This is a genomic window from Methylopila sp. 73B, assembly GCF_000526315.1.
Classification (GTDB): Bacteria; Pseudomonadota; Alphaproteobacteria; order Rhizobiales; family Methylopilaceae; genus Methylopila.
In genome coordinates this window covers 2,087,253-2,102,782 of sequence record NZ_JAFV01000001.1, presented here as the reverse complement: position 1 = coordinate 2,102,782, position 15,530 = coordinate 2,087,253, and the positions used below count along the sequence as shown (strand labels likewise).

Annotated in this window: 13 protein-coding genes, 1 tRNA gene and 2 pseudogenes; 12 read left to right on the top strand and 4 right to left on the bottom strand. The window is 69.5% G+C overall.

Annotation, left to right across the window (positions count from 1 at the left end):
- Positions 1 to 73 precede the first annotated feature (73 nt).
- The 4 genes from K244_RS0110195 (at position 74) to K244_RS0110180 (ending at position 5,328) form a co-directional block, all read left to right on the top strand.
- On the top strand, positions 74 to 1,030 hold the full coding sequence (locus tag K244_RS0110195) for a FecR domain-containing protein (protein WP_020186161.1): 957 nt from the start codon (positions 74 to 76) through the stop codon (positions 1,028 to 1,030).
- Between the two features lie 120 nt (positions 1,031 to 1,150).
- Positions 1,151 to 3,760 (top strand): TonB-dependent receptor, encoded by a 2,610-nt coding sequence (locus K244_RS0110190; protein ID WP_020186160.1) that lies wholly within the window; start codon positions 1,151 to 1,153, stop codon positions 3,758 to 3,760.
- A gap of 61 nt (positions 3,761 to 3,821) precedes the next feature.
- Positions 3,822 to 4,424 (top strand): biliverdin-producing heme oxygenase, encoded by a 603-nt coding sequence (locus K244_RS0110185; protein ID WP_020186159.1) that lies wholly within the window; start codon positions 3,822 to 3,824, stop codon positions 4,422 to 4,424.
- A 52-nt stretch (positions 4,425 to 4,476) separates the two neighbouring features.
- The gene (locus tag K244_RS0110180; RefSeq protein ID WP_020186158.1) at positions 4,477 to 5,328 is read left to right on the top strand and encodes an energy transducer TonB; all 852 of its coding nucleotides are present in this window, start codon (positions 4,477 to 4,479) and stop codon (positions 5,326 to 5,328) included.
- Positions 5,329 to 5,408: 80 nt separating this feature from the next.
- Here K244_RS0110180 and K244_RS21765 read toward each other — a convergent pair.
- Positions 5,409 to 5,948, bottom strand: a pseudogene (locus tag K244_RS21765) (transposase); the annotation flags it as partial.
- 11 nt (positions 5,949 to 5,959) lie between these two features.
- Here K244_RS21765 and K244_RS23075 point away from each other — a divergent pair.
- Positions 5,960 to 6,172 (top strand): annotated as a pseudogene (locus K244_RS23075) (IS3 family transposase); the annotation flags it as partial.
- 107 nt (positions 6,173 to 6,279) lie between these two features.
- The gene (locus tag K244_RS0110170) at positions 6,280 to 7,803 is read left to right on the top strand and encodes an ISL3 family transposase (RefSeq protein ID WP_155931670.1); all 1,524 of its coding nucleotides are present in this window, start codon (positions 6,280 to 6,282) and stop codon (positions 7,801 to 7,803) included.
- A gap of 147 nt (positions 7,804 to 7,950) precedes the next feature.
- On the opposite strand, the gene K244_RS0110165 is transcribed toward K244_RS0110170, so the two are convergent.
- A complete protein-coding gene (locus K244_RS0110165; protein ID WP_020186155.1) occupies positions 7,951 to 9,333 on the bottom strand; it encodes an IS1182 family transposase in 1,383 nt (460 codons plus the stop codon).
- 201 nt (positions 9,334 to 9,534) lie between these two features.
- On the opposite strand from K244_RS0110165, the gene K244_RS0110160 reads away from it, so the two are divergent.
- The 4 genes from K244_RS0110160 (at position 9,535) to K244_RS0110145 (ending at position 12,387) form a co-directional block, all read left to right on the top strand.
- Positions 9,535 to 9,747 (top strand): hypothetical protein, encoded by a 213-nt coding sequence (locus K244_RS0110160; protein WP_020186154.1) that lies wholly within the window; start codon positions 9,535 to 9,537, stop codon positions 9,745 to 9,747.
- Between the two features lie 116 nt (positions 9,748 to 9,863).
- A complete protein-coding gene (locus K244_RS0110155) occupies positions 9,864 to 10,394 on the top strand; it encodes a DUF3489 domain-containing protein (RefSeq protein ID WP_020186153.1) in 531 nt (176 codons plus the stop codon).
- Complete coding sequence (locus tag K244_RS23905; protein WP_020186152.1) at positions 10,394 to 10,846, top strand: DUF2924 domain-containing protein; 453 nt, start codon at positions 10,394 to 10,396, stop codon at positions 10,844 to 10,846. Before K244_RS0110155 ends, K244_RS23905 begins: the two co-directional genes overlap by 1 nt.
- Positions 10,843 to 12,387, top strand: coding sequence for a recombinase family protein (locus tag K244_RS0110145; protein WP_020186151.1), 1,545 nt, complete (start codon positions 10,843 to 10,845; stop codon positions 12,385 to 12,387). The genes K244_RS23905 and K244_RS0110145 overlap by 4 nt, the downstream gene beginning before the upstream one ends.
- A gap of 277 nt (positions 12,388 to 12,664) precedes the next feature.
- Here K244_RS0110145 and K244_RS0110140 read toward each other — a convergent pair.
- Positions 12,665 to 12,740: transfer RNA gene (locus tag K244_RS0110140), tRNA-Ala, on the bottom strand.
- A gap of 170 nt (positions 12,741 to 12,910) precedes the next feature.
- The gene (locus tag K244_RS0110135) at positions 12,911 to 13,357 is read right to left on the bottom strand and encodes a TIGR02300 family protein (protein ID WP_020186150.1); all 447 of its coding nucleotides are present in this window, start codon (positions 13,355 to 13,357) and stop codon (positions 12,911 to 12,913) included.
- A gap of 155 nt (positions 13,358 to 13,512) precedes the next feature.
- Between K244_RS0110135 and aroA the strand changes: the two genes are divergently transcribed.
- The gene (gene aroA, locus K244_RS0110130) at positions 13,513 to 14,868 is read left to right on the top strand and encodes a 3-phosphoshikimate 1-carboxyvinyltransferase (protein WP_020186149.1); all 1,356 of its coding nucleotides are present in this window, start codon (positions 13,513 to 13,515) and stop codon (positions 14,866 to 14,868) included.
- Positions 14,865 to 15,509 (top strand): (d)CMP kinase, encoded by a 645-nt coding sequence (cmk, locus tag K244_RS0110125; RefSeq protein ID WP_020186148.1) that lies wholly within the window; start codon positions 14,865 to 14,867, stop codon positions 15,507 to 15,509. The genes aroA and cmk overlap by 4 nt, the downstream gene beginning before the upstream one ends.
- Positions 15,510 to 15,530 lie beyond the last annotated feature (21 nt).

Genomic DNA, 15,530 nt, shown 5'->3' with positions numbered 1-15,530 from the left:
CGAGCCGCCCGTTTGTAGTAGCAAGCGACAGGCACGGCGCGCCTTCCCCGGCGGCCCGCCGGCAGGGCCGCCCATGACCGACACGCAGCACGATCCGAGCCGCCTTATCGACGAAGCGATCGATCTGGTCATCCGGCTCCAGAACGATCCCGGCAATCCCGTCGCGCAGGACATGGCGCGCGCCTGGCGCGCGCGCGGGCCCGAGCACCACGCCGCCTGGGAGCGCGTCGCGCAGGTCCACGACGCCACGGGCCGCATTCTCACTGAAAAGCGACGCCGGGAGCGGCGGGACAGCCTGGGGCTCAGCCGTCGCAACCTGATGGTCGGCGCCGGACTCGCGATAGGAGCCGGTGGGATCGGTTACGGCGTAGCGCCGGAGCTGGCGCTGAAGGCGCGGGCCGATCACATGACGGGCAAGGCCGAAGTTCGGAACGTCACGCTGCCGGACGGCGGCGCTGCAACGCTCGGCCCCGAGACCGCTATGGTGGTCGACTACGGCCAAGCGGCCCGGCGGATCGAACTGCTCGCAGGCATGTCCTACTTCGACGCGCCGGCCGGCGACGCGCCGTTCTCGGTCCGGACCGCCTCGCTGACGGCGCAGACGACGCTCTCCGCCGCATTCGACGTCTCGAACGACGCCGGCATCCTGTCCGCATCGGTGGCGCGCGGGGCGGTGGAGGCGCGCTCCGACGGCGTCCCCACTGGTAGGACGCTGCGGGCGGGCGGGTGGCTGATCGTCGATCCCGCCTCCGGCGGCTTCGATTCCGGCGTTCGGGAGCCCGATCAGATCGCGACCTGGCGCGACAAGGTCGTCGTCGCCGAGAAGGAGACCGTGGCGGCCCTCGTCGCCCGCATCGGCCGCTGGGTTCCGGGCCGGATCGTGATGGCCGATCCCTTCATCGCCAACCTCCGCGTCAGCGGCGTGTTCGACCTCGGACATCCGCAGCGCGCCCTCGAGGCGGTCGTGTATCCGGCGGGTGGCCGGTTGCGCCGCATCTCATCGTTTCTGACGGTCGTGTCGCCGGTCTGAAAAAGCCCGCCGCGCCGGAGAAAAAATCCGCTCCCCGTTTGTATCAGCATGAGGGATGCGCTCGGGGCCTGATGCCGCCGCCGCCTCCTTCGGGCGTAACGGGCGGGAGCGTAGGCGGACATGGGGTGCGGGGACGATCGGTATGGACGGCGCGGCCGAACCGGGGCGCTCATCGCGGCGCTGACGGCGTCGGCCTCGGCGTTCGTCGGGGCGACGGCGGCTCCGTCCGCGGCCTGGGCGCAAAGCGCCGCGCAGACGACCTTCTCGGCGCCCGCCGGCCCGCTGTCCCGGACGCTCGCGACGTTCGGGCGACAGGCGGGCCTGCAGGTCACCTATCTGACGGCGCTCGGCGCCGGGAAGACCTCGGCCGGCTTCACCGGAACCGCGACGCCGCAGCGGGCGCTTGCGCAGATCCTGCGGGGCACCGGCCTGACCTACGCCTTCACAAACGCCAGCACAGTGTCGATCCGCGACGCCGCAGCGGACGGTGGTGCGCCTGAGGGCGCCCCGGCGGCGGACGGCTCGCTAGTGCTTGATCCGATCGACGTCACCGGCCGGGGCGGCACGGCCGCCGCGGCGGCCGACGCGCCGTACGCGACGCCGGGCTCCGTCTCCCACATCTCGCGGGAGCAACTCGACCGCGCGCCCGGCAACTCGACGGGCGACGTGTTCGTCTCCACGCCGGGCGTCATCGCCGCCGGCAACCGGGTCGGAGCCTCGATCGACCCGAACATCCGCGGCCTGCAGGGCAACGGGCGGGTGAACACCACGGTCGACGGCGCCCGCCAGACCTCGAGCTCGTATCGCGGCTATGTGGGCAGCCGCGATGAGACTTATGTCGACCCGGACATGATCGGCGGGATCGACATCAGCAAGGGGCCGAGCACGGGCGCCGGCGTCGGCGGCGTCGGCGGAACGATCAACTTCCGGACCCTGTCGCCGGAGGACCTGATCAAGGACGGCGAGAGCTGGGGCGGCAGGATCAAGGCGAGCCTGAGCGGGAACGCCTCCGGCGAGGGTGAGGAAGGAGTCCGTCCCCCGAACGGCGACCGTCCGGGCCTCTTCGACGGGGACGGGCGGTCGGGCAGCGTCGCGGTCGCAGGCCGGACCGAGACCTTCGAGGCGATCGCGGCCTACTCCCGGCGGCGCCAGGGCAACTACTTCACGGGCGAGCACGCCAAGGACGGGATCCGCTTCACGGCGGGGCCGGACGGCGCCGCCAACACGATCGTCGGGCCGAAGTCCGAGGCGCCGAACACCTCGCAGGACGTCGAGTCGGTGCTGCTCAAGGGCAAGGCCAAGTGGGGCGACGGCCAGTCGCTCGAACTCGGCTACATGCGCTACGACAACAGACATGGCGAGATCAGCGAGCTGCAGTTCGCGCCGTGGCTCGCGTCCGCCCAGAATCCGCTGTCGCACACCAAGGTCGACACCTACACCGCGAAGTACCGCTACAATCCTGACGACAACCCACTGCTGAACGTCCGCACAAACCTCTGGTACTCCAACCTCGACGTCGAGCATGGGCTCGGGCGCGGGCCAGGGCTGAACGGCAACCGCGACCACAGCATGAGGACGGTCGGCGGCGACATCGGCAACACGGCGGTGCTCGACACCAGCCTCGGCGCGCTCACGATCGACGGCGGCGCCGAGTTCGTGCGTGAGAACAGCGACGCCGTGGAATTCCAGGGGGCGATCGCGCTCCCCGGAGGAGGTTTCGATTTCAACGGGCGGCAAAGCTGGAACGTGCCCGGCCGACGGAACATGTATTCGGGCTTCGCGAGCGGCAATCTCGCGCTGACGGACTGGCTGTCGGTCGGCGGTGGCGGGCGTCTCGACGGCTATGACTCCCGCGGCGAAGGTTACGCGGCGGAGTTCCGCGAGCGCAGCGGCTCCCGCTTCAGCCCGAACGCCAACGTCACGGTCACGCCGCTCGAGGGCGTGCAGCTCTACGCGCAGTATAAGGAGGGCTACCGCCCGCCGACGCTGCGCGAAAGCTACTGGCGCTACGGCACGACCGTGACGCCCAATCCCGACGTCAAGCCGGAACTGTCGCAGACCCACGAGATCGGCCTTAACGTGCTGCGGAACGACGTGCTTCGGGACGGCGACAAGGCGCGGTTCAAGGCCGCCTACTTCTTCAACCGCTACAAGAACTATGTCGTGCGCTCGCCGACCGATCCTCTCCAGCCTTTCGGTCTCTATTCCTTCAACAACATCGACAGGGCGGACTTCGAGGGCGTCGAGCTTTCAGGCGGATACGACGCCGGCGTCTTCTTCGTCGAGGCCGCCGTCACAAAATACGTCGACATCAAGTACTGCGACGGCGGCAAGGGATGCAGCCTGCCCTCGATCAACTTTTTCTCGCCGGATCCGTCGCTCGGAGCCGCCGCGAATTACGTGCCGCCGGAGTATTCCGGCAGCGTGACGGCGGGCGTGCGCCTGTTCGACCAGGCGCTGACGCTCGGAGGCCGCTTGCACTTTGCGTCGGAGCGCTTCGGCGACAAGTGGAAGGACGCGAAGAACGTGCCTGGCCAGGTCGGGTATCAGTTCACTTGGCCGTCCTACCAGGTGTTCGACCTGTTTGCGTCGTACAAGTACAAGGATGATCTGGTCATCGACCTTGGGATAGAGAACGTGACCGACCGGTACTATTTCGGCGGTCTGTCGTCGGTCGGCATCGCCTCGCCCGGCCGGACGGCGCGCGGCTCGGTCACATATCGGTTCTGATTTTTAGGGTCGCGGACGCGCACGTTCGCCACGGAGCGCGCGCCTCGCCCAAGGAGCATTCATGACGACGCTCGACCTCTCGCACTCCCGCCCCGGGCTTACGGCGCGCCTCAAGGGCCAGACGCACGAGGCGCACGGCGGGCTCGACGCCGCGATCATGGCCAAGCGGCCGTTTGCGGACCGCGAGCGCTACGGGCGGTTTCTGGCCGTCCAGCACGCCTTTCACCGGGACGTGGACGCGCTCTACGTCGATCCCGCGCTCGGCCGGCTGTTGCCCGGACTGGCGACGCTCCGGCGGCTGCCGCTCGTCGTCCAGGACCGCGCCGATCTCGGACCGAGCGGCCCGGAGCCCGCAGGCGAGCCCGTCTTCCGGGAAGGCCAGCCCCACGACCTCGCCGCCTCGCTCGGCTGGCTCTATGTGGCGGAGGGCTCGAACCTGGGGGCGGCCTTCCTGCTCAAGGAAGCGGCCAAGCTCGGCCTGTCGGACACTTTCGGGGCCCGCCACCTGGCGCCCGCCGCCGAGGGCCGGGGGCTGCACTGGCGGACCTTCGCGGCGGCGCTCGACGACGTTCACCTGTCGGAAGACGAGGGCCGCCGGGCGACCGAGGGCGCGGCGGCGGCGTTCGAGAGAGTTCGCGTGCTGGTCAAAACGACGTTTGCGTGACCGAGCCGTCGCTCGCAGTCCGGCCAGGACGGCGGACGGCCAAGGGCGCCTGATGCAGGCCGACCCCGCGCTTCCCGTCGTCGGCTTCAACGGCCGACCCGCCAACGTCGCGCTGTGGGCGGGGGCCGGGATCGTCGCGCTCGCCGCGCACGTCGGCGTGTCTGTCTGGTTCATGCACGAGGCGCCACGGGCGCCTCCGGCCGCCCCGCCGCCAACGATCATGATCGACCTTGCGCCGGAGCCGGAAGCGGTAGCGACCGAGGAGACCGAAATCTCTCCCGATCGGGAGGTCTCCGAACAGAGCGAGGCCGCCGAAGCGCTGGAGGCTCCGCAGGACACGCCCGAGACGCCGGTCGAGACCGTCGCGGAGGCCGAGCCGGAGACCGCGGCGCCCGAACCAACCCGGGACGAGGTCGTTCCGGCCGTCGAGAAAGTGGAGCTCCCGCTGCCTCCGCTGGAGCGGCCTCGGCCGCAAAAGCCTCGCGTCGAGTCAAAGCGCGAGACCAGGCCTGAACGACGGCAGGAGCCCCAGGCCGCCTCGCGCGCGGCTGCGGCGGCGCAGGTCCAAGCGCCGGCGTCGAACCGCACGGCGGCGCAGCAGACCTCGTCGAGCCTGTCTTCGGCATCCGTCTCGCCCACGACCTGGCGCTCGCGCCTCATGGCGCATCTGGAGAAGGGCAAGCGTTATCCCGCCGGCGCGCGGGGCGAACGCGGGGTGGCCTACGTGCGCTTCTCGATCGACGCCGCCGGCAAGGTCCTTTCCGCCTCGCTCGCCGGCTCGTCGGGTCATCCGGCGCTCGACGGCGAGGCGCTGTCGCTCGTCCGCCGGGCCTCGCCGGTCCCTGCGCCGCCTTCCGGCGCCAACAGGACGATCACGGCGCCGGTCCGGTTTAATGCGCGATGATCAGCTCACCTCGAAGCCGCCGGAGTCCGTGGTCCTCGGACCGCGAAAGCCGCAGGCCTCTAAGGCGAGCGGCCATTCGGCTATTCACAGTTGGGGATTGGGCTCGGCGTAGGGACCAGCTTCGTCAATTTTCTGAGGGTCTGGACGGTGGCGGCGAGCAGAAACTCGTCGCGGGAGCCAGAGGGTCCTCGAAGTCGTAGGCGGTCGAGCCGCAGGATGCGTTTCAAGTGCGCGAACCGTATCTCGACCTTCCTTCGCTCACGCCGCGAGACGACATAGGCGTCGGTCTTGGCTATGCCCCTCGCCATATCGCGAGCGCCTTCGTGGATCGAGCGCGGGATCTTCGAGGCCGGCGTGTTGGGGCAGCACTGCGGTTTCAGCGAGCAGGCGTCGCAGTCGAACTTGCTGGCGCGGTAGCGGATCATGCCGTCGTCGTCGACGAGCGGAGCCGAGCTCCGGTAGACCCTCTGGCAGGGTCTGAGCTCCTTCCCGGCCGGGCAGGCGTAGAGATCCCGGTCATGATCATAAGGGAAGTCGGAGCGACTGAACGTGCCATCGGTCCGGGCGCTCTTGTCGAACACCGGGATGTGCGGCTCGATCCCGCGATCATGGACCAGCCACCGGCTTCGAACGGTCGTCGCAACGCTACCGGTCGAAGCGTGATCCTCAGACAGCCCTGCGGATCCGGTTGAAGGACCTGGCCGCGGTTCGAGTCCGCTACGGCTATCGCCGCCTTCACGTCCTGCTACGCCGGGAGGGCTGGGCGGTGAACCACAAGCGTGTCTACAGGCTCTACAGCGAAGAAGGGCTGTCGATCCGCACAAAGCTGCCCCGACGCAAGCGGGCTGGCGCTACCGGATCGGACGCCCGGATATCACGGAGCCGAACGACGTCTGGGCTGTCAATCGGCGCTGAACTTTGGCTCTGACTCACTCTCGATGAAGTTTGCTGGTGGCCTTCGCCTCTGATTTGAGGACGAGGAGAGCCGCCATGACCGCCTGCTTCCAAGCGAATGCGTTGACGCCCGCTGGGCTCATCGTGGATCGGGTGAAGGTCGAGGCGAACGGCATCGAGGTCTTCGCTCGGTCGAAGGCGGCGGACGCCCGGTGTCCGCTCTGCTCTTCGCCGGCGCGGCGCATCCACAGCCGCTATGTCCGCCGGGTCGCTGACCTGCCCTTCGGGGGCCGACCCGTTCGGCTACGCCTGACGGCGAGACGGTTCGTGTGCGAGCACGCGCGTTGTCCGCGCCGGATCTTCGGCGAGACCTTCGCCGGCCTCCTGGGCCATAGAGCTCGGCGGGCCGAACGGCTGGAGATCATCGTCCATCATCTCGGCCTCGTGCTGGGCGGGCGGCCGGGAGCAGGCCTTGCCCGACGCCTCATGCTGCCGGTCAGCAACGACACCTTGCTGCGGGTCGTGAGGAGACGGACGATGAGGCCGGACGCGCCGCTTCACGTCGTCGGCGTCGACGATTGGGCGTTCCGACGCAACCGCCGCTATGGCTCGATCGTGGTCGACCTCGAGCGACGGCGCCCGGTCGCCCTGCTGCCGGATCGTGAGATCGCCACCGTGGCCGCATGGCTCGGTCGGCATCCCGGGATCGCGGTCGTCGCCCGCGATCGTGGCGCAGGCTACGGCGAGGCGACTACACGTGCCTTGCCTCGCGCCGTTCAGGTCGCGGACCGCTGGCACTTGATGGAGAATGCAAGCGCCGCCTTCCTCGATGCCGTGCGCGGCGCAATGCAGCCGATCCGCCGGGCGCTCGGCGCGACCCGCATCGATCCAAAGCTACTGACAGCCGCGGAGCGGCTGCAGTACGAGGGCTATCAGCGCCGCGCGAGAGCCGATGACGCCGTTCTCGGCATGGCTTGTGAACGGCTGACAATCAAGGCGATCGTCCGGCAGACCGCGCTCGCACGCGGCACGGTGCGCCGGATCCTGCGCGGCGAGCATGCCGATGTCTTCCGGACGCGGCAGAGCTCGCTCGAGGCCTGGCTGCCGATCCTCGACGCTTGGTGGGTTGAAGGCTGCACGAATGGCGCTGAGCTTTGGAGGCGCCTGCGGCGGCAGGGCTTCCAGGGCTCGCTTCGCGTCGTGGCGGATTGGGCGACCAGGCGGCGACGTGCCGAGGCGACAGAGCTTCGCCAGATCCAGCGGGCGCCATCCGCGGAGACGATCGCCAAAGCGATGACGACCGAGCGTGATCGGCTCACCAAGGGTGACGCGATCCTCGTCGCTTCGATCGAAGCCGCGGCGCCTGACCTCGCCAAGGCGCGCGTCTTGCTCGAACGCTTCCACGCGATGGTCCGGCGCGACGCCAGCCAGGAACTCGATCCCTGGATCGCGGACGCATCGCCCAGCCCGCTCGCCCCGTTCACGCGAGGCATCGTTCGCGACCGTGCCGTTTCCTCCGGTGCGGCCGAGACTGCGCTCGCGGCGCGCCGCGTCGATGTTCGGGTTGGTGGTGAGCGCTAAGGTGCTTGAACGTCCGAGATCGCTCGCAAAGCGGCCTTCCGCAAGGGCGCGTTAGAAAGGCCGCATTGGGTCGATTGCGTTGAAGAAGTCGGTTGCTTGGCGGGGCATCCGAGCTGACGGCCGGAAGACGAGCGGCCTTTCCTCTTTTCAGGCCGGGATCGGGCTCGGCGCTGGGACCATCTTTGCGAGCTTCCTGAGGTTTTGGGCAGTGGCGGCGAGCAGGAACTCGTCGCGGGCTCCGCATGGCCCTCGAAGGCTTAGCCTGTCGAGCCGCAGGATGCGCTTCAGGTGCGCGAACAGCATCTCGACCTTCTTCCGCTCACGCCGGGAGGCCGTGTAGGCGTCGGTCTTCGCAATGTCCCTCGCCATGTCGCGAGCGCCCTCGTGGATCGAGCGAGGGATCTTCCGGGCCGGCGCGTTTGGGCAGCACTGCGGTTTCAGGGAGCAGGCGTCGCAGTCGAACTTGCTCGCGCGGTAGCGCATCATGCCGTCGTCGTCGACGAGCGGAGCCGAGGTTCGGTAGACCCTCTGGCGAGGTCTCAGTTCGTTCCCGGCCGGGCAGGTGTAAAGATCGCGGTCATGATCATAAGGGAAGTCGGAGCGACTGAACGTGCCATCGGTCCGGGCGCTCTTGTCGAACACGGGAATGTGCGGCTCGATCCCGCGATCATGGACCAGCCAGGCGAGCATCTCGGCCGAGCCATAGGCGCTGTCGGCGGCGAGCCGCTCGGGCCAGAGCCCGAAGCGGTCCTGGGCCCGCTCAACCATCGTTCGCGCGGCGCCGACCTCGGCCTGCCGGATCGCGCGGCTGGGCTCGACGTCGACGATCACCGCGTGGTCGAGGTCGATCAGGTAGTTGGTCGCGTAGGCGAAGAAGGCGTGGCCCTTGTGTGCGCCGGTCCACTGCGCGGCCGGATCCGACCGCGACACGAACTTCGGCCGGGTCTCGCTCGCCGCGCCCCAGGCCGCATCGTCAAGCGTGTCGAGGTACTCGCGGACTGAGCGCCGCGTCGCGGCCAACTCTTCCCAGTCGACCTCGTCCGTGCCGTCCGCCGAGCGCTGACGGTTGGCGTCGGCCCGGATCAGGCTGGCGTCGACCGCGAAGCCGTCGCCGCCCACAAGCCCCTCAGCCATGCAGCGCCGGACGACCGTCTCGAACAGCTTGCGCAGCAGGTCGCTGTCGCGGAAGCGGCCATGGCGGTTCTTCGAGAAGGTCGAGTGGTCCGGCACGTCGCCGTCGAGGCCGAGCCGGCAGAACCAGCGATAGGCGAGGTTCAGATGAACCTCCTCGCACAGTCGCCGCTCAGACCGGACGCCGAAGCAGTAGCCGACCAGCAGCATCCGGATCAGCAACTCCGGGTCGATCGAAGGACGACCGGTCGAGCTATAGAAGGGAGCCAGATCCCGCCGCACCTCTGACAGGTCGACGAACCGGTCGATCGCCCTCAGCAGGTGGTCTTGCGGCACATGCCGCTCGATAGAGAACTCATAGAACAGCGCCGCCTGGTCGACCTGCCGCTCGCCCATCATCGCCGTTGCCCTCCGCTCATCGAGCTGAGTGAATCAGCGGCGGCGCCTCGCTTCAACGACGGAGTTTTTCAACGGAATCGGTCAGTAGCGGCTGTGGCCACTCAGCCGGACCGCCTTTAGGGGCGCCTCACACTCAGAAAGGACTTCACTTCCTTCGCCACCAGAGCGTTGGTGTCGTCGTGGCGAACGAGGGCGTAAACGATGTCGCGGAAGCTAGCGAAGGCCTGCCTGAGGTCGATGTTCGAGCGTGTGGCCGAGTGCGGGGATCAGGCGCGCGCGGCGAGAAAGCTTCTGGCGCTCGGACGCGTCGATGAGGCGATGAACATCGCCTATGAGATCGAGCCGCTGCTCTACGAGGCGAACCACCTCATGCAGAGCGCGAGCCTGCTCAGGCGCGAGGGCAAGGAGGGCTAGCACCCCGCCGCGGCGTCTGAGTCGAGGCAGAGCTGAAGGAGACCTTCGCCCCGCGAGTGCGGGGTCGTGTCGGTGGCGGCGACAGGCCGTCCTATCGAACGCGGAAGGTCTCTCCCATGTCGAACGTAGCTTCCTCGAACGCTGTCCGCCTGAGCGACGCGCAGCTCGTGATGCTGTCCGCGGCCTCGCAACGAAAAGACGCTCTGGTCGTCCTGTCGGAGCCAACGGCCGCCTCGCGGACGGTGGCTGCCCTGATCCGACGTGGTCTGCTGGCCGAGGTCCCGGTCGCTCGCCGGCAGCCGTCCTGGCGAGAGGACGCCAATGGCCCCGTTGGCTTGCAGATCACGAAAGCCGGCTTCGCCGCGCTCGGGCTCGATAAGGAGCCGCCTGCGGTCGTGCAGACGCCACCAAGCGGCCCTCTGAGAAGCACCGTCGAGGTGCGGGCCGGCACCAAGCAGGCGGCGGTGGTGGAGCTGCTCGCCCGAGAGCAGGGAGCGACCTTGCGCGAGGTCGCCGCGGCGATGGGCTGGCTTCCGCACACTACGCGGGCGGCGTTGACCGGCCTCCGGCGACGGGGCTACGCGGTCGCCTCGTCAACCATGGCATCCGGCGAGCGGTCCTACCGCATCGCCCAGGCGGCCGCCTGATGGCGCCTCAGGCGATGGCTCGCATCGAGGTCGAGGTCGCCCGGCTGGGCGACCTCGACCTCGCCGTTCTTCAAGCGCGATGGCGAAGCGTGACGGGGAAGGCGGCGCCGGCCGCCGTGTCGAAGGGCCTGCTGCTGCGGATGCTGGCGTATCGCCTGCAGGCCGACGCGCTGGGCGATCTCGACGCCGACACGGCCCGCTTCCTGGATCGCATTGCGTTGAGCCCGACCACGGCGGCCGTCCCGCTGCCGGACCGCGAGCGGATCGGCGGCGGAGGCATTCTGGTGCGGGAGTGGGAGGGCGTCACCCACCGCGTGATGGCGTTGAAGGATGGCTTCGCCTGGAACGGAGGGACCTATCGCAGCCTGTCGGAGGTGGCGCGCGCCATCACTGGCGTGCGCTGGAACGGCCCACGCTTCTTCGGACTGCGCGACAAGGTAAGGGCGTCGTGAGCCGGCCTATCCCGACGATCCGACGCTGCGCGGTCTACACCCGCGTTTCGACCGACCATCGGCTGGAGCAGGACTTCAACTCGCTCGACGCCCAGCGGGAAGCGGCGGAGGCTTACGTCCGCAGCCAGGCGGGGGAGGGGTGGAAGCTCGTCAAAAGCGGCGTGTTCTCGGACGGAGGCTTTTCCGGCGGCTCGATGGAGCGTCCGGCGCTGCAGCGGCTGCTGGAACTGGTGCGGATGCGCGGTGTAGACGTCATCGTCGTCTACAAGGTCGACCGCCTGACGCGGTCGCTCGCGGACTTCGCCAAGCTGGTCGAGCTGTTCGACGCCAGCGGCGTGTCGTTCGTGTCAGTGACCCAATCTTTCAACACGACAACGAGCATGGGGCGGCTGACGCTCAACATGCTGCTGTCGTTTGCGCAGTTCGAGCGCGAGGTCACGGGCGAGCGCATCCGCGACAAGATCGCGGCGTCGAAGAAGCGCGGGATCTGGGTCGGCGGCGTCGTGCCGCTCGGCTACCGCGTCGAGGCGAAGAAGCTCCAGATCGATGAGAAGGAGGCGGCGACCGTCCGGTTGATCTTCGAGCGCTACCTGGCGCTCGGGTCGCTCTCGTCCCTGCAGAGAGAGCTGAGGGAGCGGGGGATAGTCACGCGCATCCGCACTCTCGCATCCGGCGCCACGGCCGGCGGTGTCCCGCTGACGAACGGACCTCTCGCGCATCTGCTGGCGAACCGGGTCTACCTCGGCGATATCAACCACAAGGGCCGCAGCTATCCCGGCGAGCATCCGGCGATCGTGGACGCGGGGCTCTTTGAAGCGGTGCAGACGAGAATCGCCGCCAACCGCAGCGGCCGGAAGGCGAACCGGGCGGCTTCGGGCGCGCTGCTGCTCGGAAGGCTGTTCGACGATCGGGGGCATCCGATGACGCCGAGCGCGACGAACCGGAAGGGCGTGGTCTACCGCTACTACGTCTCGTCGGTAATCGCGCAGGGCAGGGGAGCCGAGGCGGGATCGGTGAAGCGCATCTCCGCGCCGCAGATCGAGCAGGCGATCCTCGCCGCGCTGCGGCTAAGGGACGTCGCGGGCCTCGACGACAAGGCGCTGGTCGCGGAGCATCTGCGCCGCGCGATGCTCTTAACGGATGCGATCGAGCTCACGCTCGCGGACGGCGACGTGATTCGTTTGCCTTCAACGCGCCGGACCAGCGGCCGGCAGATTCTCGTGACCTCCGATGCGACCGCCCGCCCGATGAAGGCGGAGGCGCGCGCGGTTCTGCTGCGCTGGATCGCGCTCGGTCGAAAGTGGATCGGGGAGCTCAGCCGCACCTCCGCGCTCGACCTCGATCAGGTGGCGCTGCGCCATAGCTGCACGAAGCGGCATGTGGAGCGGATGATCGGCTACGCTTTCCTCGCGCCTGACATCGTCACAGCCATCGCGGAAGGTCGTTTGCCCCGCGGCGTCACCGCAAGCGTGCTCGCGGATGCGCCTATGGTCTGGGCCGAGCAGTGGCGGGCGATCGGACTCGAGCAGCCCGAGCGATAGCGCCCGCGATCCTCAAACTCCGAATCAATACGCCGCCGGTCGACGATGCCGGCGGCTTTTTTGCGTCTGCTTGTCCGCTGAGAAGCTTTGGCGATGGCGCCATCAACCGTCCGGTACGACATGGCGCGACGGGAGCAGAGACGGGCGCCCCAAAAGGGCCAGGAAGCGCGAATCACGCGGGACAGAGACGCGCTCAGGCCGGGCGGGCCGAGCTAAGTCGCGGACAGTCCGCAGACATTGCCGCAGGCGTCAAAACGAGGAGTTTTCAGGGAGTGATTGGTGGAGCCAGGCGGAATCGAACCGCCGACCTCTTGAATGCCATTCAAGCGCTCTCCCAACTGAGCTATGGCCCCACCGGGCTGTCGGTCCTTGGTTGGCGGCGTTGGGAAACGCTATCCGCCGGACCGGGCAGTTCTGGCTCGCCGCCCCGTCCGGGGAGGCCGCCGTCCGGGTCACCCCCGGCTGGCGCCGCCGCCTCGGCGACCCGAAGCGGCGCATCTCAAACCATGTTTCGGAGACCGGTTCAAGTCTCTTCGTCTTTTTCCCGGTCGCCGATGATTTCCGTCATGTCGTCGTCGGAATCCTCATCAGGCTCAAGGAAAGTTTCGTCGTCCGCGTCATCGTCGTCGTCCGCCTCGACCTCGTCGATGTCCACATCGACGTCGTCGTCGTCAGCGCCCGCGACCTTCTTCGCGGGCGTCGCCTCCTCGTCGGCGTCCTCCAGCGAGATCGCCTCGACGTCGGCCTCTTCGTCGGTCTCGACCTCGTCCTCGTCGGCCGCCGCCGCCGTGGCCTTCGCCCGGGCCGATTCGGCCTTGGCGGCGCGCACCGCGGCCGCGCTGGAGACGAGAACGGTCGCAACGTACTGCGTCCCGCATTTCGGGCAGAGGATCGGATCGCGCGCCAGGTCGTAATATTTTGCGCCGCAGGCCTGGCAGGTCCGTTTGACGCCGAGTTCGGGCTTAGCCAAGGGGATGGATCCCTGCTGTCGAGAAACGAGGCGGTGGATTGACGTGGCGGGACCGGGCTGTCAAGAGCCAATGCGCCGCCGCGGCCCATCCCGACGCACCAAGCGCCGCCCCGCCGTGAAAGTTCCCTCAAGCCCCTTCGAAAGCCTGAGCCCCCGTGTCGTCCGCCGTCGCCGCACAGCCCGCCGTCTCCCGTTCGAACGGTCCGCTCCGGGGCCGCGTCCGGGTTCCCGGCGACAAGTCGATCTCGCATCGCTCCCTGCTGCTTGGCCTGCTCGCCGTCGGCGAGACCCGCATCGAGGGCCTGCTCGAGGGCGACGACGTGCTCGCCACCGGGCGGGCGTGCGCGGCGCTGGGGGCGACCGTTGAGCGGCTGGGCGACGGGCGCTGGAGCGTGCAGGGCGTCGGCGTCGGCGGGCTGAAGAGCCCCGACGCGCCGCTCGACTTCGGCAACGCCGGCACCGGGTCGCGCCTCATGATGGGCGTCGTCGGCGGCCATCCCATCCAGGCGACCTTCGACGGCGACGCCTCGCTGCGCTCGCGTCCCATGCGCCGCATCCTCGATCCGCTCGCCCTGATGGGCGCGACGGTGGTCTCCGCCGCCGAGGGCGGCCGCCTGCCTCTGACGCTGAAGGGCCCGGAGACGGCGCTGCCGCTAACCTACGAGACGCCGGTCCCCTCCGCGCAGGTGAAGTCGGCGGTGCTGCTCGCCGGCCTCAACGCGCCGGGCGAGACCGTGGTGATCGAGCGCGAGGCGACGCGCGACCACACCGAGCGCATGCTGAAGACCTTCGGCGCCGAGGTGACGGTCGAGCCCCATGGCGAGCACGGGCGGCTGGTGCGTCTCGTCGGCCAGCCGGAGCTCACGCCGGCCCACGTCGTGGTGCCGGCCGACCCGTCCTCCGCCGCCTTCCCGCTGGTCGCGGCGCTGATCGCGCCCGGCTCCGAGGTCACGCTCGAGGGCGTGATGACCAACCCGCTCCGCACCGGCCTCGTCGCGACGCTGCTCGAGATGGGCGCCGACATCGAGCTCACGAACCTGCGCGAGGAGGGCGGCGAAGAGGTCGCCGACCTCGTGGTGCGGGCGAGCGCGCTGAAGGGCGTCGACGTGCCCGCGGCGCGCGCGCCGACGATGATCGACGAGTACCCGGTGCTCGCGGTCGCGGCCGCCTTCGCGCAGGGCGAGACGCGCATGCGCGGGCTGCACGAACTCACCGTCAAGGAAAGCGATCGCCTCGCCGCGGTGCATGCGGGCCTGGTCGCCTGCGGCGTCGAGGCGCGGATCGAGGGCGAGGACCTGATCGTCGTGGGGCAGGGGCGGGCGCCCGGCGGCGGCGAGGTCGTGCAGACCCATCTCGACCACCGCATCGCCATGAGCTTCCTGGTGCTCGGCTTCGCCGCCGACGCGCCGGTCGCGATCGACGACGCCGCCATGATCGCGACGAGCTTCCCCGCCTTCGTGGACCTCATGCGCGGCCTCGGCGCGGACATCTCGCTGGAGGCCGGCGCATGATCGTCGCGATCGACGGGCCGGCCGCGTCCGGCAAGGGCACGCTGGGGCGGCGCATCGCGGCGCACTACGGACTCCCGCACCTCGATTCCGGCCTGCTGTACCGGGCGGTGGCGCTGGCGCTGATCGCCCGCGGCGGCGACGTGAACGACGCGGCGGCGGCGGCGGCGGCGGCGCAGGCGCTTGATCCGCAGGTGCTGGGCAATCCCGCGCTGCGTGGTCCGGCGGCCGGCGCCGGCGCGTCCGTGGTCTCGGCCGTGCCGGAGGTGCGCGCGGCGCTGCTCGATTTCCAGCGCCGGTTCGCCGCCGAGCCGCCGGGCGCCGTGATCGACGGCCGCGACATCGGCACGGTCATCTGCCCCCACGCCGAGGCGAAGATCTTCGTCACCGCAGCGCCCGAGGAGCGCGCGCGGCGCCGCGCGCTGGAGTTCGCCGGCCGCGGCGAGCCCGCGGACGAGGCCTCGATCCTCGCCGACATCCTGGCCCGCGACGCCCGCGACATGGGGCGCGCGGTCGCGCCGCTGGCGCAAGCCGCGGACGCGGTTCTGCTCGACACCACGACGCTCGACGCCGACCAGGCCTTCGCGGCGGCGCTCGCCATCGTGGAAGCCCGCGTCGGCGCGCCGTCCCGTCGCGCGGGCTGAAGCCTGAGGCGCTTCGGCGCG